Here is an 18,970-nt window from a genome sequence, read left to right on the forward strand (position 1 = left end):
CGCATTCGTGAACACTGCTTTTGGGAGTGCACTGTGGAATACAAGGACTATTACGAGACCCTTGGTGTCGACAGGACGGCGTCGGCAGACGACATCAAGAAGGCGTACCGCAAGCAGGTGCGCAAGTACCACCCGGATGTCAGCAAGCACAAGGACGCGGACGCGAAGACAAAGGAAATCAACGAGGCCTACGAGGTGCTGGGCGACGCCGACAAGCGCGCCGCCTACGACGCCCGTGGACGTGCCTATGCGGGCGCACAATACGCGGGTGAGCAGTACGAGGCGCCGGACTGGAACGGGCATTTCGACTTCGGCGGCGCCGGTGCCGACGAGTTCTTTGCCGATCTGTTCGCCAAGGCCGGCGGTACGCGCCGCGGCGGCTTCCAGATGCGCGGCGACGACATCCACGCCGCCATTACCATCGACTTGGCGGACGCCTACCACGGCGCAACGCGCACCGTGAACCTGCGCCTACCGCAGCAGGACGGTCGCGGCCGTACGGCGCTGCGCGACAAGACGCTGAACGTGACCATTCCGCGCGGCGTGACGCCGGGGCAGCAATTGCGCCTGGCGGGGCAGGGGCATGAAGGGCATGGCGGCGCCGGTCCGGGCGATTTGTATCTCGAAATCCAGTTCGCGCAGGATGCGCGGTATCGCGTGGACGGTGCGCACGTGTACGAAACAGTGCCGGTGACGCCGTGGGAAGCAGCGCTGGGCGGCAGCGTGTCGGTGCAGACGCCATCGGGCAAGGTCGAGGTGGCGCTGCCGGCCGGCTCGCAGAGCGGGCGCAAGCTGCGGCTAAAGGGCAAGGGGATTCCGGCAGCGACGCCAGGGGACCTGTTCCTGGTGCTGGAAGTCGTGCTGCCGCCGGCCGACAACGACAAGGCGCGGGCGTTTTACCAGGCGATGGCACGCGACCTGGCGTTCAATCCGCGCGTCGCGTAGCGTGCCGCGTAGCGCGCGCCATTTCCCGATGCGGCCTCCTACAATCGATAACAAATGATTCACAGTTATTCATCTTGAGGAGGTCGTATGGAGCAGAGTAATCATGGCGGCGTTGACCAGGCGGTCGAAGGCGTCGGTGTGGCACGCACGCTGCAGGGCAAGCGCATTGCCGTGCTGATGACGGACGGCGTGGAGCAGGTCGAATACACGGGGCCGCGCAGCTTTCTCGAAGAGCAGGGCGCGCAGGTGATCCTGGTTTCGCCGAAGGGCGTGGGCGAGGAAGTACAGGGCATGAACCACGACCAGCCGGGGGACACCTTCAAGGTCGAGATGAACGTCAAGGATGCGGTGCCGGGCGACTTCGATGCGCTGGTGCTGCCGGGTGGCGAAGAAAATCCGAAGCTGCTGCGCAAGGACGCGGACTCGGTGGCGTTTGTGCGGAATTTCTACGCCGAGGACAAGCCATTGGCCGCGATCTGCCATGGGCCGTGGGTGTTGATCGATGCGGGGATTGCCGAGTCGAAGCACCTGACCAGCTATCCCGAAATCCAGGACGACATGCGTGCGGCCGGGGCGGAATGGGTCGACCAGGAGGTGGTGATCGACGACAAGCTGATCACGAGCCGCAAGCCGGATGATATTCCGGCGTTTAACGAGGCCTTGTTCAAGGCCTTGCGGGTGGATCCGCAGGCTGCGGATGCGGGCGCGAGTTCGTGATCTGAAACGTATCGATATTGCGCTGGCGAGTGCCGGCGCAATGCCCGATTGCTTGCTTCTTCGTCGATACCTCAGCGATTGTATGCGCCGGTTATCCCTTGCCGGCTTGCCTTAATCCCGGCAGATGAGTTTTACAGTTGACGCATCTGGAAACTTTGGATTCTTGTGTGTCAGCTCACATGCCGTGGCGGTATCCGCTACACGGCGCATCAGTTGCACATGCCCGTAATAGCAGACGAACCATTTTCCGGGTGGACGCTGATCGCGCTCGAAGCCAAAGTGCGTGACAAAGCCGCCTTTGATCCGCCGTTCGCTTCCGCGCAGTTCACCACGACGTTGAATTGGCCCGGCGTACATGCCACCGCCGTCGAGTGGAATCCCGGCAGGTACGAGGCCGGTTTCCCATTGTCCGCTTTGTGGAAGCGCGATGTCTTCCGCCGGATAGCGGGCAGGGCATTCGATGTGCTGCTCTGCAGCGAATGCCGGAGGGCATAGGGAAAAGATCGCAAGTAAGAGTGTTTTCATTTCACGACGTAGAAATGGTCGGCGTTATCGGAATCGTCGATTCGGTTTCCTGCCGAATGCAACTGCGCTCCACGTGGATAAATGCTGCGTGCACTGATTCTTGGCTTTCGGGTCCACTGGTCCCGGGATTCGCCTTCGATGGAGCTACAGGTATGAGGCGCTTGTCGTGATGTTTCAGGGTATGTGCAGGAGGCCATTTTGCGTTCATGACGGCGCACACGATTTGATTGTGCTTAACGCAAAGGGATGACATCCGGGAGTGAAACATGCGAGAAGGGAACCACCCGATGGATCGTTTGCAGCAGACGAACCGGGAAACCTCGCAGTAGATGCGCGAGTTGCTCACGGGTTAGTTACAGCGAAGGTCGAATCCGCTATTCACCCTACGCGTCCGTGGATTCAATGCCGACTATCTGGCACAAGGTATTCAAAAACAAAGCCCCGTTGACTTGCGCCAACGGGGCTTTGTTTTTGAATACTGGTGGAGGCGGCGGGAATCGAACCCGCGTCCGCAAGCACTCTACAGACAGTTCTACATACTTAGCACTATCAATTAATTTAACCTGGACAACGGGGATGTGCACCCTTTGTACAAGCGAGTTACCTTAAATTTCGGAAGCACCCAAGTAACCCGAGTGATTCCTAGCCTCTGTAAATGACTCTACTTGCCTTGCGGCCCACCCCAGAGGCGAGGTAGTGTAGAGCTAGCAGCAATTAAGCTGCGAGTGCGTACGAGTTATCGTTTGCAGTTATTGATTTCTGGGTGTATTTACGAGGTAACCAGCCCTCGGTATGCCCTGCGCTGCTTTGCAACCCACGTCGAAACCAGGTCGCCCCCCAACGAAAGAACCTTCATTGTACTCCAAAGCGGGTACGTGTGCACTGCGTGTTGCTTCCATGCGTAACGCTAGCAATGATCACCGTTCCGCGTGGGCACAGCGTGCCCACCCTACGGTCCACGCTGGCGGAAGAACTGCTGCGCGTTAGCGCGGCAGTTCCTTGCGTCGGCTTAGCGGTTGCCGGCGTTGCGCTGGGCGATCTCGTTGCCGAGGTAGCCGCCGCCGATCACACCGGCCAGCGTTGCCAGCTTCTTGCCATTGCCGCCGCCAACCTGGTTACCGATCAGGCCGCCGATGACGGCGCCGGTGGCAACGCCGACGTAGCTCGGGCCTTGCTGGACCGGGGCCGGGGCCGGCGCCGGGTGGTAGGCCGGTTCGGCGTAGCGGACCGGCTGCGGGGCAGGGCGGTGCTCGACGACGCGCGGCTTTTGCACGACGGTCTGCTTGACCACGGTGTGCTTCACCACTGGCGCCGGTTCCTGCTTGACCACGATCACCGGGGCGTTGGCGGTGGCCGGCTGGATGGTGGTCGTCGTGCCTGGGGCGGCGCTGACAACGACCGGGGCCGGGGCAGCTGCCAGCTGGGTCGGCTGCAGCTGGGCGGAAATCGGGGCTGCCAGCGGGGCAATCGGGGCGGCAGCCAGCGGGACGGCTTGCGGCTCGGGTGCGCTGCGCGACGAGGGCAGCAGGCCGGTAATGGCGGCGGCGCCGGTCAGGCTGACGATGATCACCGAGGCGGCAGCGGCGGCCATCAGGGGATGGATACGGGTGGTGGCTTGGGTGGTGGTCATGTTCTCTGCTCCATGTGGTGTTGCGTTGTTCGATGGATGCAGATTACGGAAATCGACGGTTACACGGTAGACCTGAGGCTGTATCAGTCGTAATCAGATGTAAGGGCGGGTAGGGTGGGCCGGGCCGCGAAAGGCGGGTGTCCCGTTCACGCGTTCAGATGGAGATAGGGAGTCGCAGCGGGGCTGCATAGGGTGGGGGACGCGTGGACGGCGAAGCCGTCCACCCTACGGTTCACGCAGCCGATACGGCTGGGGCGGAAGTCACTGAAAGCGAACGCAGCAGTTCGAGCAGATCCAGCGGCGTGGCGCACAGGAAGTCGGCACCCCAGGTCGACGGTTCGACCGAGCCGCAATAGCCCCAGGCGCAGGCGACGGTGACCATGTTGGCGGCGCGGCCGGCTTCGATGTCGCGCAGGTCGTCGCCGACGTACCAGCAGTGCTCGGGCGCGATGCCGAGGCGGCGGGCGCCTTCCAGCAGCGGGGCCGGATGCGGCTTCGAAAACGGCATCGTATCGCCAGACACGATACACCCCGCGTGGTCAAGCTTAATCTGCGGAATCAGGGGGTCGGTGAAGCGCGCGGGCTTGTTGGTGACCACGCCCCAAGCCATGTCGGCGTCCGTAATGCCCTGTAACAGTGCGTCGACGCCCTCGAACAGGGTGCTGTCGACGGCCATGTGGTCCTGGTAGCGGTCGAACCAGGCGAGGCGCAATTCCTCGTAGCCGGCGTCGCCCGGCGCCAAGCCGAAGGCGGCGCCGATCATGCCGCGCGCGCCGGCCGAGGCGGTGGGGCGCAGGATGGCGTAGGGCGTGGGCGCGAGGCCGCGCTCGGTGCGCAGCCAGTTGACGGCGGCGGCGAGGTCGGGCGCGGTGTCGGCCAGCGTGCCGTCGAGGTCGAACAAAACGGCGCGCGGCGCGGGCGTGGCAGGGGAGGTCATCGTGTCTGGCGCAGGGTCAAAGCGGTTTCGTGCACGCCACCATGTAGTTCACATCGGTGTCGTTGTTGAGCGAATAGATCTTGGTGAGCGGGTTGTAGCTCAGGCCCTTCATGCCGTCCACCTGCAGGCCGGCCAGGCGCAGGTATTGCGACAGTTCGGCCGGGGTGATGAACTTGCCGTAGTCGTGGGTGCCGCGCGGCAGCATGCGCAGCACGTATTCGGCGCCGATCACGGCCAGCAGGTAGGCCTTCGGATTGCGGTTGATGGTCGAGAAGAACAGCTTGCCGCCCGGCTTCGCCAGGGCAGCGGCGGCGCGCACGATGGAAGCGGGATCGGGCACGTGCTCGAGCATCTCCATGCAGGTGACGACGTCGTACTGGCCGGGTTCCTCTGCGGCCATGTCTTCGGCGGCGATCAGCTTGTAGCGCACTTCCACGCCCGACTCCAGGCTGTGCAGGTCGGCCACTTTCAGCGCCTTTTTCGACAGATCGATGCCGGTGACCTTCGCGCCCTTGCGCGCCATCGATTCGGACAGCACGCCGCCGCCGCAGCCGATGTCGATCACGTTCTTGCCGGCCAGCGGCGCGCGCGCGTTGATCCATTCCAGGCGCAGCGGATTGATTTCGTGGAGCGGTCGGAATTCCGAGGTCGGGTCCCACCAGCGGTGGGCCAGTTCACTGAATTTCGAGATTTCGAGGGGGTCGGCGTTCGTAGTCATAGGTCGGAATAATAGCGGGAAACTCTGCGCCGTGAGGTACAAGCGGGCGACAAAAGTGCCGGGGACGAAAAAAACCCCGCGTGAGCGGGGTTCGAAAGCTTGTTGCAAGCGGGTGGCAGGCCACCCGCTCCTACGCCCGATTACTGCTGGCGGCTGCGGGTGCCGACCACTTCGATCTCGACGCGGCGGTTCTTCGCACGGCCTTCCGAGCTCTTGTTGTCTGCAACCGGCTGGCCTTCGCCCTTGCCTTCGGTGTAGATGCGGTTGGCATCGACGCCCTTGCCTTGCAGGTAGGCCTTGACGGCTTCGGCGCGGCGGATCGACAGTTTCTGGTTGTAGGCATCGGTGCCGATCGAGTCGGTGTGGCCGACGGCGATGATGACTTCCAGGTTCATGTCGCCCAGCTTCGAGGTCAGTTCGTCGAGCGAAGCCTTGCCTTCCGGCTTCAGGACGGCCTTGTCGAAGTCGAAGAAGGCGTCAGCCGAGTAGCTCACTTTTTCCGAGGTCGGGACCGGAGCCGGTGCCGGGGTTGGTGCCGGTGCCGGCGGAGCGGCTTCGACCGGCGGCGGCGGGGCCACGCACTTGCCGTTTTCGAGTTTTTCAGGCGGGACGCACAGCGGCGCGTCGCAGCCAGGGACCGCGTCGGCCGGGGTCCAGTAGCCGGTACGCCAGCACAGGCCGAAAGGATCGCGCGCGATCACGCCGCGGCTGTCCTGGACGTAGGCGCTGTACGGCTTGTTCGCCTGGATGTCGGTGGTCAGCGGCGCGTATGGCGGTGCGCTTTGAGCAAACGCACTGCCAGCCATCGCTGCCGAAGCTGCGAGCATGAGGGTTGCAATTTTCTTCATATTTTTCTTCCTTTCGGTTTTAAATCTATCCGTTGCGGGCTGGGCATACGCACTGACGTAAGCAGAATATTAACATCCATGCAGCCGTGTACGGTTCGCATTGCGAAATTAGCAATTAACTTCTCATCCATTTTGCCATATGCGCCATGACCGCACGACCGCACGATGCCCATTTGCGGTGCATCACATTTTGACACGTTGTTTCTGCGCAACAATGCATTGCCAGAGCACGCTAGCTTGACGAAGGTTTATGACAAGCATGTGTCAAAAGGTCAATTGTGTGTACTTGGCAAGTGGCTGGCGGAGAAGAAGAGTTGCCTGCGAATTACGCTGCGGGAGGGGCGCCCATGGTAAAATCCTCCGCTTGTAATTCATAAATCCACAGCCTGAAAGCAGTCGACACGCCCAATGGATCAATTCGCAAAAGAAACAGTCCCGATTTCCCTCGAAGAAGAGATGCGCAAGAGCTATCTCGATTACGCGATGAGCGTGATCGTGGGCCGTGCGCTGCCGGATGTGCGCGATGGCCTGAAGCCTGTGCACCGCCGTGTGCTCTACTCGATGCACGAGAGTAATTACAACTTCAACCGCCCGTACGTGAAGTGCGCGCGCGTGGTCGGCGACACCATGGGTAAGTACCACCCGCACGGCGACTCGTCGATCTACGACACGCTGGTGCGCATGGCCCAGGACTTTTCGCTGCGCTACACGCTGGTCGACGGCCAGGGTAACTTCGGCTCGATCGACGGCGACAGCGCGGCGGCCATGCGTTACACCGAGTGCCGCCTGGACAAGATTTCCAGCGAGCTGCTGGCCGACATCGACAAGGACACCGTCGACTACCAGCCGAACTACGACGGCAAGGAAAAAGAACCGACCGTCCTGCCGACCAAGATCCCGAATTTGCTGATCAATGGCTCGTCGGGCATCGCGGTCGGCATGGCCACCAACATTCCGCCGCATAACCTGTCGGAAGTCATCAACGGCGCCCAGCACCTGCTGCGCAACCCGGACTGCACCATCGACGAACTGATCGAGCTGATCCCGGCGCCGGACTTCCCGACCGCCGGCATCATCTACGGCGTCTCGGGCGTGCGCGACGGATACCGCACCGGCCGCGGCCGCGTGGTGATGCGCGCCAAGACCCACTTCGAAGAGTACGGCAAGGATGGCGGCCGCGTGGCCATCATCATCGACGAGCTGCCGTACCAGGTGAACAAGAAGTCGCTGCTCGAGCGCATCGCCGACAACGTCCGCGAGAAGAAGCTTGAAGGCATTTCCGACATCCGCGACGAGTCCGACAAGTCGGGCATGCGCGTGGTCATCGAACTCAAGCGCGGCGAAGTGCCGGAAGTGGTGCTGAACAATTTGTACAAGCAGACCCAGCTGCAAGACACCTTCGGCATGAACATGGTCGCGCTGGTGAACGGCCAGCCGAAGCTGCTGAACCTGAAGCAGATGCTGGAGTGCTTCCTGTCGCACCGCCGCGAAGTGGTCACGCGCCGCACCGTGTTCGAGCTGCGCAAGGCGCGCGAGCGCGGGCACATGCTGGAAGGCCTGGCGGTGGCGCTGGCGAACATCGACGACTTCATCGCCATCATCAAGGCGGCGCCGACGCCGCCGGTGGCGAAGGTCGAGCTGATGCAGCGCGCCTGGGATTCGTCCCTGGTGCGCGAAATGCTCACGCGTACCGACCTCGGCGCGTCGGGCGGCATCGAGGCCTTCCGTCCCGAGCACCTGCCGAAGCACTACGGCATGCAGCACGACGGCCTGTACAAGCTGTCCGACGAGCAGGCCCAGGAAATCCTGCAGATGCGCCTGCAGCGCCTGACCGGCCTGGAGCAGGACAAGATCGTCAACGAGTACAAGGAAGTGATGGCCCACATCGCCGACCTGCTCGACATCCTGGCGCGTCCGGAACGCGTGACGACCATCATCAGCGACGAGATGGCCCAGATCAAGTCGGACTACACGGAAAACGGCAAGGACGCGCGCCGCTCGGCCATCGAGCACAACGCCAACGAGCTCGAGACCGAAGACCTGATCACGCCGCAGGACATGGTGGTCACGCTCTCGCACACCGGCTACATGAAGTCGCAGCCGATCGCCGAATACCGTGCGCAGAAGCGCGGCGGCCGCGGCAAGCAGGCGATGGCGACCAAGGACGAGGACTGGATCGACCAGCTGTTCATCGCCAACACCCACGACTACATGCTGTGCTTCTCGAACCGCGGCCGCATGTACTGGCTGAAGGTGTGGGAAGTGCCGCAGGGTTCGCGCAACTCGCGCGGCAAGCCGATCGTGAACATGTTCCCGCTGCAGGACAACGAGAAGATCACCGTGATCCTGCCGCTGTCGGGCGAAAACCGCACCTTCCCGGAAGACCATTACGTGTTCATGGCGACCTCGCTCGGCACCGTCAAGAAGACGCCGTTGCGCGACTTCAGCAACCCGCGCAAGGCCGGCATCATCGCGGTCGACCTCGACGAGGGCGACTTCCTGATCGGCGCCGCCCTGACCGACGGCGAGCACGACGTGATGCTGTTCTCGGACGGCGGCAAGGCGGTGCGCTTCGACGAGAACGACGTGCGTCCGATGGGCCGCCAGGCGCGCGGCGTGCGCGGCATGAACCTGGAAGAGGGCCAGAACGTGATCGCCCTGCTGGTGGCCGAGAACGAGCAGCAGTCGGTGCTCACCGCCACCGAGAACGGCTTCGGCAAGCGTACCCCGATCCTGGAGTACACCCGCCATGGCCGCGGCACCAAGGGCATGATCGCGATCCAGCAGTCCGAACGCAACGGTAAAGTGGTGGCCGCGACCCTGGTCGACGTCAACGACGAGATCATGCTGATCACCACCGGTGGCGTGTTGATCCGCACCCGCGTGGCCGAGATCCGCGAGATGGGCCGTGCGACCCAGGGCGTGACCCTGATCGCGGTGGAAGACGGCACCAAGCTGTCGGGCCTGCAGCGCGTGGTCGAGACCGATCTCGAAGAGGTCGAACTCGAAACGCCGCCGGAATAAGGCGGGGCCGGGCATGATGCGAGCGACGTGTTGCGCACATCGATCTGTCCCGGCCGTGTCGTGTATTCTGTGTTCCAAAGACCGCCTGTGCGCTTCCTCTTCCGGGGTCGCGGCAGGCGGTTTTTTATTTGACCGGCCATCAGAGCCGCTACCTGAAGGAGAACAACAATGAAGAAATTCCTCGCCGCCTTTGCCACCGTGATCGCCCTGAGCGGCGTCGCCCCGGCGTATGCCGCGCCGGCCGTCGACCCGCAGGTCAGCGCCGCCGTGCGTTCGATGTTCGAGGCAATGAAATACCGCGACCTGATGACGGCTACCTTCGCCCAGATGGAAGCCGCGCTGCCGGAGAACATGCGCGCCGGCGCCACCGCCGCGATCAATGCCGACCCCAAGCTCGATGCCGAGGCGAAGCAGGCAAAGCTGGCCGAACTGGAAAAAGAGGTTCCCCAGGTCCGCGCGGCCATCCACCAGGTGTTCAACGCCCCTGGACTGATGGAGGAAATGCTCGACGCCTTGGTGCCGCTGTATGCCAACACCTATACCCTGGAAGAAGTGCGCCAGATGAGCGCTTTCTACCAGAGCCCGGTCGGCCAGAAGATGCTGGCCACCACGCCGAAGCTGATGGGCGAAGGCATGGCGATCAGCAACCAGATCATGGCGCCGCGCATCAACAAGCTGATGCAGTCGCTGACCAAGGACGCCAAGAAATAAGACAGAAAGGACCACGATGACCCAGGTATTCAATTTCTCCGCCGGCCCGGCCGTCTTGCCGAAGGCCGTGTTGCAGCAGGCCGCCAGCGAAATGCTCGACTGGCAGGGCAGCGGCATGTCGGTGATGGAGATGTCGCACCGTGGTCCCGAATTCATCTCGATCTACCGGCAGGCCGTGGCCGATTTGCGCGAGCTGCTGGCCGTGCCGGCCAACTACCGCATCCTGTTCATGCAGGGCGGGGGGCTGGGGCAGAACGCCATCATCCCGATGAACCTGCTGGGGCGCGTGCGCGAGCCGGCCGTGATCGACTTCGTGCACACGGGTTCGTGGTCGGGCAAGTCGATCAAGGAGGCGGCGCGCTATGCGCAGGTAAATGTCGCGGCGTCTAGCCAGGCCGGCGGCTTTGTCTCGGTGCCGGCGCCGGAATCGTGGCAGCTGACCGAGGGCGCGGCTTACCTGCATGTGTGCACCAACGAAACCATCGACGGGGTTGAATACAACTTCGTGCCGCAACCGCTTGCCGGCGTGCCGCTGGTGGCGGACATGTCTTCGCACATCCTGTCGCGCCAAATCGACGTGTCGCAGTACGGTGTGATCTTTGCCGGGGCGCAGAAGAACATCGGGCCGGCCGGGCTGACGCTGGTGATCGTGCGCGAGGATTTGCTGGAGCATGCGCTGCCGATCTGTCCGTCCGCCTTTAACTGGAAGAACGTCGCCGAGCACGAGTCGATGTTCAATACGCCGCCGACCTACGCGATCTATATCGCCGGCCTCGTGTTTGCGCACCTGAAGGCGCAGGGTGGCGTGGCGGCGATGGAAGCGCGTAATATCGAAAAGGCGCGCCTGCTGTACGAGGCGCTGGACCGGGACGATTTCTATGCCAACCGCGTGGATGAATCATGTCGCTCGCGCATGAATATCCCCTTCTATTTACGCGACGAATCACTGAATGAGCAATTCCTGGCCGGCGCCAAGGCGCGCGGGCTGCTGCAGCTGAAGGGCCACAAGTCCGTCGGCGGTATGCGGGCATCCATTTACAATGCGATGCCGATCGAAGGTGTGCAGGCACTGGTCGATTATTTGAACGAGTTTGCGGGGCGGTAAATGTCGGCCTATGGCCGATGGTAAATCGCTTTTGATTTTCGTAGGGTGGGCACCTGTGCCCACGCTGTCTCATCGCTTGATATGCGGCGGCACCCGACTTCGGCCAGGCAATCGCTGCTCAACCGCCGTACCGCGTGGGCACAGGTGCCTTACGTGGCCCGGCCCACCCTACAACTGCGAACACCACACCAGTCTTAACTAGCACAACAATGAACGACAAACTCCTCCCCCTGCGCCAGCAGATCGATGCCATCGACGCCCAAATCCTCGAGCTGCTGAGCCAGCGCGGCCGGCTGGCCCAGGAAGTCGGCCACGTGAAGGCCGAGACCGACGCCCCCGTGTTCCGCCCCGAGCGCGAAGCCCAGGTATTGCGCGGCGTGGCCGAGCGCAACGGCGGTCCGCTCAACGACCACGACCTGCAGACCATTTTCCGCGAAGTCATGTCCGCCTGCCGCGCCCTCGAAAAGCGCGTCACGGTCGCCTACCTCGGCCCGGCCGGCACCTTCAGCGAGCAGGCCGTCTACCAGCAGTTCGGCAGCGCCGTCGAAGGCCTCCCTTGCGCCTCGATCGACGAAGTCTTCCGCGCCGCCGAAGCCGGCACCGCCGACTTCGGCGTGGTTCCGGTCGAGAACTCGTCGGAAGGCGCGGTCAACCGCACGCTGGACCTGATGCTGGCCACCACCACCATCATCAGCGGCGAAGTCTCGATCCCGGTCCACCACAGCCTGATGAGCAAGAGCGGCAGCATGGACGGCATCACCACCATCTGCGCCCACTCGCAGGCGCTGGCCCAGTGCCAGGTCTGGCTGAACCTGCACCACCCCGGCATCGCGCGCCGCGCCGTGGCCTCGAATGCCGAAGCGGCGGTGATGGCCAGCCGCGACCCGTCGGTGGCGGCGATTGCCAGCGAAATGGCGGGCGAACAGTATGGGCTCGGCGTGGTGCAGGCCCACATCCAGGACGACCCGCACAACCGCACGCGCTTCGTGGTCATTGGCCAGCACGCCACCACGCCCTCGGGCAAGGACCGCACCTCGCTGGTGCTGGCGGTGCCGAACAAGGCGGGCGCCGTCTACAACCTGCTGGCGCCGCTGGCCACGCACGGCGTGTCGATGAGCCGGTTCGAATCGCGCCCGGCGCGCACCGGCAACTGGGAGTATTACTTCTACGTCGACGTCGAGGGCCACCGCCAGGACGCGCCGGTCGCGCGCGCCCTGCAAGACCTGCAGGACAATGCCGCCTTCTACAAGCTGCTGGGTTCCTACCCGGTCGGCCTCTAATTTTTATCTTTTTTGAGATCTCACCATGACGCAATTCGGTCCAGAGTACGTTCGTGCCATCGCCCCTTACCAGGCCGGCAAACCCATCGCTGAAGTCGCCCGCGAATTCGGTCTCGACGAAGCTTCCATCGTCAAGCTCGCATCGAACGAGAACCCGTTCGGCGTGCCGGAATCGAGCAAGGCCGCGATGGCGAAAGCGGCAGCAGAGCTGGGCCGCTACCCGGACGCCAACGGCTTCGAGCTGAAGTCCGCGCTGGCCGAACGCTACGACGTGCCGGCCGACTGGATCACCCTCGGCAACGGCAGCAACGACATCCTGGAAATCGCCGCCCACGCCTTTGTGCAAAAGGGCGAGGCGGTGGTGTTCTCGCAGTACTCGTTCGCCGTGTACGCACTGGCCACGCAAGGCGTAGGCGCGCGCGCCATCGTGGTGCCGGCGGTGAAGTACGGCCACGACCTCGACGCCATGGCCGCCGCCATCGATGCCGACACCCGCCTGGTGTTCGTGGCTAACCCGAACAACCCGACCGGCACCTTCATCGGCGCGCAAGAGATCGAAGCCTTCCTGAACAAGGTGCCGGCGAATGTGATCGTCGTGCTGGACGAAGCCTACAACGAGTACCTGGCGCCGGAAAACCAGTTCGAGTCCGCCAGCTGGGTGCGCAAGTACCCGAACCTGGTCGTGTCGCGCACCTTCTCCAAGGCCTATGGCCTGGCCGGCCTGCGCGTCGGTTTCGCGATTGCCCAGCCGGCGGTCACCGATTTGATGAACCGCATCCGCCAGCCCTTCAACGTGAATTCGCTGGCCCAGGCGGCGGCGATTGCCGCCCTGAACGACAAGGAATTCCTGGCCAAGGGCGCCGAGAACAACGCGGCAGGCTACAAGCAGCTGACCGCCGCCTTCGATGAGCTGGGCCTGGAATACGTGCCGTCGTTCGGCAACTTCGTGCTGGTGCGCGTCGGCGACGATGAGGGGGCCGGTGCACGCGTGAACCTGGCGCTGCTGAAGCAGGGCGTGATCGTGCGTCCGGTGGGCGCCTACGGCCTGCCGCAATGGCTGCGCATCTCGATCGGCCTGCCGCAGGAAAACGCGGCCTTCATCGACGCGCTGAAGAAGACGCTCGCGTAAATGCTGGGCAAAGTCGTCATCGTCGGCGTCGGGCTGATCGGCGGGTCGTTCGCGCTGGCCCTGAAAGCCGCCGGCGCCGTGCGCGAAGTGGTGGGCCTGGAGCGTTCGCCGCAAGCGCTGGCGCGTGCGCTGGAGCTGGGCATCGTTGATGTGGCGACCACCTCGCCGCAAGAGGCGATGAATGGGGCCGACCTGGTGCTGCTGGCCGCACCGGTGGCGCAGACGGCGCGGATACTCGAAGCGCTGCTGCCATACCTGGAGCCGGGCACGGTCATCACCGACGCCGGCAGCACCAAGTCCGACGTTGCCGCCACCGCGCGCGCCGTGCTCGGCGAGCGCGCCAGGCAGTTCGTGCCCGGCCACCCGATCGCCGGCCGCGAAAGCAACGGCCCCGACGCCGCGCTGCCCGATCTCTACCATGGCAAGAAAACGGTGATCACGCCGCTGCCGGAAAACGCACCGGGCGACGTCGGCCTGGTGGCCGCCGCCTGGCGCCTGTGCGGAGCGGTCATCCACACGCTCACGCCCGAACAGCACGACAGCGTGTTCGCCGCGGTCAGCCATTTGCCGCACCTGCTCGCCTTTGCCCTGGTCGACGACATCGCGCAGAAACCGCATGCGGACCTGCTGTTCCAGTACGCCGCCAGCGGCTTCCGCGACTTCACGCGCATCGCCGGCTCCTCGCCCGAAATGTGGCGCGACATCAGCCTGGCCAACCGCGATGCACTCCTTACCGAGCTGGATGCATATCTGGCACAATTGACAGCATTGCGCGCACGCCTGGCCGCGAACGACGGTCCCGGGCTGGAAGCCATCTATACGAATGCGCAGCGCGCCCGCCGGGCCTGGAGCGAGGCCATCGAGACAGCCGAGCCTCCGGTCCCAGGATCAGCTTCAAATCAGGAACCTCAATGACGCAGCAAAAGCCGAAACACTACCCGCAGCACATCGACCTGGAACCCGTGATGCACGTGGAGGGCACGGTGCGCCTGCCGGGTTCGAAAAGCATTTCGAACCGCACGCTCCTCCTTAGCGCGCTCGCCGAAGGCACGACCACGATCCACGACCTGCTGGCCTCGGACGACACCCTGGTCATGCTGGGCGCGCTGCGCTCGCTCGGCATCGAGTGGGAAGAGATCGACGAACGGACCATCATCGTCCACGGCAAGGCCGGCGAGCTGCCGAACCACGAGGCCGACCTCTTCATGGGCAATGCCGGCACCGCGATCCGTCCGCTGACGGCGGCCCTGGCCGTGATCGGCGGCAGCTACACCCTGCACGGCGTCTCGCGCATGCACGAGCGCCCGATCGGCGACCTGGTCGACGCCCTGAACGAAGTCGGCGCCCAGATCGAGTACACGGGCGAACCGGGCTTCCCGCCGCTGCACATCAAGCGCGGCCACATCCACGCGAACCGCATGTCGGTGCGCGGCAACGTGTCGAGCCAGTTCCTCACGGCCCTGCTGATGGCTGCGCCGCTGATGACGCGCGGCCACGCCGTCACCATCGACGTGGAGGGCGAACTGATCTCGAAGCCCTACATCGAGATCACCCTGAATCTGATGCGCCGCTTTGGCGTCGAGGTGGAGCAGGCCGGCTGGTCTTCGTTCACCGTGCAGCCGGGTCAGCGCTACCGGAGCCCGGGCAGCATCCACGTCGAGGGCGACGCGTCCTCGGCTTCCTACTTCCTGGCCGCCGGCGCGATCGGCGGCGGGCCGGTGCGGGTCGAGGGCGTGGGCGAGCACAGCATCCAGGGCGACGTGCGCTTTGCCGACGCGCTGGAGCGCATGGGCGCCACCATCACGCGCGGCGACAACTGGATCGAGGCGCGTTCGAACGGTGTATTGAAAGCCATCGACGCCGACTTCAACCACATTCCCGACGCGGCGATGACGATTGCCGTGGCCGCGCTGTATGCCGACGGCACCAGCACCCTGCGCAACATCGCCAGCTGGCGCGTAAAGGAAACCGACCGCCTGGCGGCGATGGCGACCGAGCTGCGCAAGGTCGGCGCCATCGTGGAAGAGGGCGCCGATTACCTGCGCGTGACCCCGCCGCACGAACTGCTGCCAGCCACCGTCGACACCTACGACGACCACCGCATGGCGATGTGCTTCTCGCTCGCCGCGCTCGACGGCAAGGCGCGCCGCGGCAACGCCATGCGCATCAACGATCCGAAGTGCGTCGCCAAGACCTTCCCCGATTACTTCGAGGCGTTTGCCGGCATCGCCAGGAACGAATTGTTTTGAACTGTTTTTAAAAAGAAAAATCATGTCTAACTCCCACATCCCCGTCATCACCATCGACGGCCCGACCGCCTCGGGCAAGGGCACCGTTGCCGCGCGCGTGGCCGACCGCCTCGGCTACCACCTGCTCGACTCGGGCGCGCTGTACCGCCTGACGGCGCTGTCCGCGATCCGTACCGGCGTTGCGCTCGACGACGAACACGCGGTGGCGAAACTGGGCGCCGAGCTGCCGGCTACCTTCGCCAACGGCGACATCTTCCTGGCCGGGGAAGAGGTGGGAGCGGCGATTCGCGCCGAGGAAGTGGGCAATAGCGCCTCGAAGATCGCGGCCTTGCCGGCGGTGCGCCAGGCCCTGTACGCGCTGCAGCTGGGCTTCCGCAAGGCGCCCGGCCTGGTAGCCGACGGGCGCGACATGGGAACCGTCATCTTCCCGAACGCCCGCCTAAAAGTGTTCCTGACCGCAAGTGTGGAAGCACGTGCGGAACGCCGATATAAGCAATTGATTGGCAAAGGAATTTCTGCTAATATGGAAGGTCTGCTGGCTGATTTGCAGGCGCGCGACGAACGCGATACCCATCGCAGCGTCGCCCCGCTGGTGCCGGCAGAGGGTGCGTATATCCTCGATACGTCAGACATGACGGTCGATGAAGCAGTGGAACAAGTGCTCCATTGGAACGCATTGTTGTAAATACCTGGATGTTTCCGGATGCTTTAATTCGGACCCGTAGTACAGCCGTAAAGGAGCCTGTGAGGCGTTTGCCGCACGGGCATTTGTTTCAACCTGACCCAGTTCAGAACCACACCATCGCTGGTCCTGCTGGCTAACATGTAAATCACCTATGTCTACTGCAACCACCCAAGATACCGGTATGGAAAGCTTCGCAGCCCTCTTCGAGGAATCGCTGCAACGCCAGGATATGCGTTCGGGCGAAGTCATCTCGGCTGAAGTCGTCCGCCTGGATCATAACTTCGTCATCGTCAACGCTGGCCTGAAGTCGGAAGCCTTCATCCCGGTCGAAGAATTCAAGAACGACCAGGGCGAACTGGAAGTTCAAATCGGCGATTTCGTTTCCGTGGCTATCGAGTCGCTGGAAAACGGCTTCGGCGACACCATCCTGTCGCGCGACAAGGCCAAGCGCCTGGCGTCGTGGCTGGCACTGGAAAAAGCGATGGAATCGGGCGAAATCGTCACCGGTACCGTCAACGGTAAAGTCAAAGGCGGCCTGACCGTCCTGACCAACGGCATCCGTGCCTTCCTGCCGGGTTCGCTGGTCGACACCCGTCCAGTCAAGGACACCACCCCGTTCGAAGGCAAGACCCTGGAATTCAAGGTCATCAAGCTGGACCGCAAGCGTAACAACGTCGTCCTGTCGCGCCGCGCCGTCATCGAAGCATCGATGGGCGAAGAACGCGCCAAGCTGATGGAAACCCTGAAAGAAGGCACCGTGGTTACCGGCGTCGTCAAGAACATCACCGACTACGGTGCGTTCGTTGACCTGGGCGGCATCGACGGCCTGCTGCACATCACCGACCTGGCATGGCGTCGCGTGCGTCACCCGTCGGAAGTCCTGTCGGTTGGCCAAGAGATCACCGCTAAAGTCCTGAAATACGATCAAGAGAAGAACCGTGTTTCGCTGGGCGTGAAGCAACTGGGCGATGACCCATGGACCGGTCTGTCGCGTCGTTACCCACAAGGCACCCGCCTGTTCGGTAAAGTCACCAACCTGACCGACTACGGCGCGTTCGTCGAAGTGGAACAAGGCATCGAAGGCCTGGTCCACGTGTCGGAAATGGACTGGACCAACAAGAACGTGGCCCCGAACAAAGTCGTGCAGCTGGGCGACGAAGTCGAAGTCATGGTCCTGGAAATCGACGAAGAGCGTCGCCGTATCTCGCTGGGCATGAAGCAGTGCAAGGCGAACCCATGGGACGACTTCGGCATGACCCACAAGAAGGGCGACAAGGTCAAGGGTTCGATCAAGTCGATCACCGACTTCGGCGTATTCATCGGCCTGCCAGGCAACATCGATGGTCTGGTGCACCTGTCCGACCTGTCGTGGACCGAAGCCGGCGAAGAAGCTGTCCGCCGCTTCAAGAAGGGCGACGAGCTGGAAGCCGTTGTCCTGGCCATCGACGTCGAGCGCGAGCGTGTTTCGCTGGGCGTCAAGCAGCTGGAAGGCGACCCGTTCAACAACTTCGCAGCCCTGAACGACAAGGGTTCGCTGGTCACCGGCACCGTGAAATCGGTTGAGCCAAAAGGCGCCGTGATCGCCCTGAACGAAGAAGTCGAAGGCTACCTGCGCGCTTCGGAAATCTCGCGCGACCGCGTGGAAGACGCTGGCACCCACCTGAAAGTGGGCGACAAGGTCGAAGCCCTGGTCATCAACATCGATCGCAAGGCTCGCAGCATCCAGCTGTCGATCAAGGCGAAAGACAGTGCCGACACCCAGGAAGCGATGAGCAAGCTGGCTTCGGACAGCAGCGCCGCATCGGGCACCACCAGCCTGGGCGCACTGCTGAAGGCCAAGTTCGATAATAAGAACTGAGCAAGAACTAATAGTTCTCTAAGGCGACCAGATGACCAAGTCCGAGCTGATTGCACGACTGGCTGAGCGTTACTCTCAGCTGGTCGCCAAGGATGCGGAGTACGCTGTCAAGACCATCCTCGATGCGATGACCAACGCTTTGGCCACGGGCCAGCGCATCGAGATCCGTGGTTTCGGCAGCTTCGCGTTGAACAGCCGTCCGCCCCGCATCGGACGCAACCCGAAGTCCGGCGACAAGGTGATGGTGCCCGAAAAACGGGTGCCCCACTTCAAGCCGGGCAAGCAGTTGCGCGAGCGGGTGGATGCGATGGTCGGGCAACCGATCATCGAAGACTGATTCGTCTGCCAGCCAAGCAAGAACGGCGTCCTTCGGGGCGCCGTTTTTTTATGCCGGTTGCTGACGCATCTCTCGTCGAAATGCATATTGATATGGATGCGTTGACCGTACGGTGGGCACCCCGTGCCCACGCGGAACGATGAGTATTGTTGGCCTTGTTCATGCAAACCCGTTGCGCCCGCAAATTGGCGCTGCGGGGTGTGCATTTGCGCGGCCAACACTGTGCAGGCTTCCGCGTGGGCACGGGGTGCCCACCCTACGACCGTGGCTTC

General features: G+C 63.2%; 17 protein-coding genes and 1 other RNA gene. 12 read left to right on the forward strand and 6 right to left on the reverse strand.

Annotation, left to right across the window (positions count from 1 at the left end; genetic code table 11):
- Positions 1-33: 33 nt before the first annotated feature.
- Both ACWYRN_RS15975 and ACWYRN_RS15980 read left to right on the forward strand, forming a co-directional pair.
- Positions 34-945, forward strand: a complete 912-nt coding sequence (locus ACWYRN_RS15975; RefSeq protein WP_488688578.1) for a DnaJ C-terminal domain-containing protein — start codon at positions 34-36, stop codon at positions 943-945.
- Positions 946-1,032: 87 nt separating this feature from the next.
- Positions 1,033-1,662: a type 1 glutamine amidotransferase domain-containing protein gene (locus tag ACWYRN_RS15980; RefSeq protein ID WP_488688579.1), complete on the forward strand. Its 630-nt coding sequence runs from the start codon at positions 1,033-1,035 to the stop codon at positions 1,660-1,662.
- Between the two features lie 111 nt (positions 1,663-1,773).
- Here ACWYRN_RS15980 and ACWYRN_RS15985 read toward each other — a convergent pair whose 3' ends face one another.
- The 6 genes from ACWYRN_RS15985 to ompA all read right to left on the reverse strand — a co-directional run bounded on the left by ACWYRN_RS15985 (position 1,774) and on the right by ompA (position 6,320).
- The gene (locus tag ACWYRN_RS15985; protein ID WP_488688580.1) at positions 1,774-2,187 is read right to left on the reverse strand and encodes an STY0301 family protein; all 414 of its coding nucleotides are present in this window, start codon (positions 2,185-2,187) and stop codon (positions 1,774-1,776) included.
- 479 nt (positions 2,188-2,666) lie between these two features.
- Positions 2,667-3,025, reverse strand: a transfer-messenger RNA (tmRNA) gene (gene ssrA / locus ACWYRN_RS15990).
- Positions 3,026-3,196: 171 nt separating this feature from the next.
- Positions 3,197-3,817, reverse strand: coding sequence for a glycine zipper 2TM domain-containing protein (locus ACWYRN_RS15995; RefSeq protein ID WP_488688581.1), 621 nt, complete (start codon positions 3,815-3,817; stop codon positions 3,197-3,199).
- Positions 3,818-4,049: 232 nt separating this feature from the next.
- Complete coding sequence (locus ACWYRN_RS16000) at positions 4,050-4,754, reverse strand: HAD family hydrolase (protein WP_488688582.1); 705 nt, start codon at positions 4,752-4,754, stop codon at positions 4,050-4,052.
- 16 nt (positions 4,755-4,770) lie between these two features.
- Positions 4,771-5,472 (reverse strand): bifunctional 2-polyprenyl-6-hydroxyphenol methylase/3-demethylubiquinol 3-O-methyltransferase UbiG, encoded by a 702-nt coding sequence (ubiG, locus tag ACWYRN_RS16005; RefSeq protein WP_488688583.1) that lies wholly within the window; start codon positions 5,470-5,472, stop codon positions 4,771-4,773.
- 140 nt (positions 5,473-5,612) lie between these two features.
- A complete protein-coding gene (ompA, locus tag ACWYRN_RS16010) occupies positions 5,613-6,320 on the reverse strand; it encodes an outer membrane protein OmpA (protein WP_488688584.1) in 708 nt (235 codons plus the stop codon).
- Positions 6,321-6,728: 408 nt separating this feature from the next.
- Between ompA and gyrA the strand changes: the two genes are divergently transcribed.
- The 10 genes from gyrA to ACWYRN_RS16060 all read left to right on the forward strand — a co-directional run bounded on the left by gyrA (position 6,729) and on the right by ACWYRN_RS16060 (position 18,698).
- Positions 6,729-9,344, forward strand: a complete 2,616-nt coding sequence (gyrA, locus tag ACWYRN_RS16015) for a DNA gyrase subunit A (RefSeq protein ID WP_488688585.1) — start codon at positions 6,729-6,731, stop codon at positions 9,342-9,344.
- Between the two features lie 168 nt (positions 9,345-9,512).
- On the forward strand, positions 9,513-10,055 hold the full coding sequence (locus tag ACWYRN_RS16020; protein WP_488688586.1) for a DUF2059 domain-containing protein: 543 nt from the start codon (positions 9,513-9,515) through the stop codon (positions 10,053-10,055).
- A gap of 16 nt (positions 10,056-10,071) precedes the next feature.
- Complete coding sequence (gene serC / locus ACWYRN_RS16025) at positions 10,072-11,160, forward strand: 3-phosphoserine/phosphohydroxythreonine transaminase (protein WP_488688587.1); 1,089 nt, start codon at positions 10,072-10,074, stop codon at positions 11,158-11,160.
- 209 nt (positions 11,161-11,369) lie between these two features.
- Complete coding sequence (gene pheA / locus ACWYRN_RS16030) at positions 11,370-12,440, forward strand: prephenate dehydratase (RefSeq protein WP_488688588.1); 1,071 nt, start codon at positions 11,370-11,372, stop codon at positions 12,438-12,440.
- Positions 12,441-12,465: 25 nt separating this feature from the next.
- Positions 12,466-13,569, forward strand: a complete 1,104-nt coding sequence (gene hisC / locus ACWYRN_RS16035) for a histidinol-phosphate transaminase (protein WP_488688589.1) — start codon at positions 12,466-12,468, stop codon at positions 13,567-13,569.
- On the forward strand, positions 13,570-14,484 hold the full coding sequence (locus ACWYRN_RS16040) for a prephenate dehydrogenase (RefSeq protein WP_488688590.1): 915 nt from the start codon (positions 13,570-13,572) through the stop codon (positions 14,482-14,484).
- Positions 14,481-15,818: a 3-phosphoshikimate 1-carboxyvinyltransferase gene (aroA, locus tag ACWYRN_RS16045; protein WP_488688591.1), complete on the forward strand. Its 1,338-nt coding sequence runs from the start codon at positions 14,481-14,483 to the stop codon at positions 15,816-15,818. The genes ACWYRN_RS16040 and aroA overlap by 4 nt, the downstream gene beginning before the upstream one ends.
- Before the next feature lie 22 nt (positions 15,819-15,840).
- Entirely contained in the window at positions 15,841-16,503 is a 663-nt protein-coding gene (gene cmk, locus ACWYRN_RS16050; RefSeq protein ID WP_488688592.1) for a (d)CMP kinase, read from the forward strand.
- A gap of 181 nt (positions 16,504-16,684) precedes the next feature.
- A complete protein-coding gene (rpsA, locus tag ACWYRN_RS16055) occupies positions 16,685-18,361 on the forward strand; it encodes a 30S ribosomal protein S1 (protein WP_229439863.1) in 1,677 nt (558 codons plus the stop codon).
- 31 nt (positions 18,362-18,392) lie between these two features.
- Entirely contained in the window at positions 18,393-18,698 is a 306-nt protein-coding gene (locus ACWYRN_RS16060) for an integration host factor subunit beta (RefSeq protein WP_056344442.1), read from the forward strand.
- The last annotated feature ends 272 nt before the right edge of the window (positions 18,699-18,970 follow it).

The organism is Massilia sp. BAP21 (assembly GCF_057801335.1).

Bases quoted from the DNA above. Each gene is read 5' to 3' on its own strand.
- ACWYRN_RS15980 (WP_488688579.1), top strand. From the start codon at position 1,033: ATGGAGCAGAGTAATCATGGCGGCGTTGACCAGGCGGTCGAAGGCGTC.
- ACWYRN_RS15985 (WP_488688580.1), bottom strand. From the start codon at position 2,187: ATGAAAACACTCTTACTTGCGATCTTTTCCCTATGCCCTCCGGCATTC.
- ACWYRN_RS15995 (WP_488688581.1), bottom strand. From the start codon at position 3,817: ATGACCACCACCCAAGCCACCACCCGTATCCATCCCCTGATGGCCGCC.
- ACWYRN_RS16000 (WP_488688582.1), bottom strand. From the start codon at position 4,754: ATGACCTCCCCTGCCACGCCCGCGCCGCGCGCCGTTTTGTTCGACCTC.
- ubiG (WP_488688583.1), bottom strand. From the start codon at position 5,472: ATGACTACGAACGCCGACCCCCTCGAAATCTCGAAATTCAGTGAACTG.
- ompA (WP_488688584.1), bottom strand. From the start codon at position 6,320: ATGAAGAAAATTGCAACCCTCATGCTCGCAGCTTCGGCAGCGATGGCT.
- gyrA (WP_488688585.1), top strand. From the start codon at position 6,729: ATGGATCAATTCGCAAAAGAAACAGTCCCGATTTCCCTCGAAGAAGAG.
- ACWYRN_RS16020 (WP_488688586.1), top strand. From the start codon at position 9,513: ATGAAGAAATTCCTCGCCGCCTTTGCCACCGTGATCGCCCTGAGCGGC.
- serC (WP_488688587.1), top strand. From the start codon at position 10,072: ATGACCCAGGTATTCAATTTCTCCGCCGGCCCGGCCGTCTTGCCGAAG.
- pheA (WP_488688588.1), top strand. From the start codon at position 11,370: ATGAACGACAAACTCCTCCCCCTGCGCCAGCAGATCGATGCCATCGAC.
- hisC (WP_488688589.1), top strand. From the start codon at position 12,466: ATGACGCAATTCGGTCCAGAGTACGTTCGTGCCATCGCCCCTTACCAG.
- ACWYRN_RS16040 (WP_488688590.1), top strand. From the start codon at position 13,570: ATGCTGGGCAAAGTCGTCATCGTCGGCGTCGGGCTGATCGGCGGGTCG.
- aroA (WP_488688591.1), top strand. From the start codon at position 14,481: ATGACGCAGCAAAAGCCGAAACACTACCCGCAGCACATCGACCTGGAA.
- cmk (WP_488688592.1), top strand. From the start codon at position 15,841: ATGTCTAACTCCCACATCCCCGTCATCACCATCGACGGCCCGACCGCC.
- rpsA (WP_229439863.1), top strand. From the start codon at position 16,685: ATGGAAAGCTTCGCAGCCCTCTTCGAGGAATCGCTGCAACGCCAGGAT.
- ACWYRN_RS16060 (WP_056344442.1), top strand. From the start codon at position 18,393: ATGACCAAGTCCGAGCTGATTGCACGACTGGCTGAGCGTTACTCTCAG.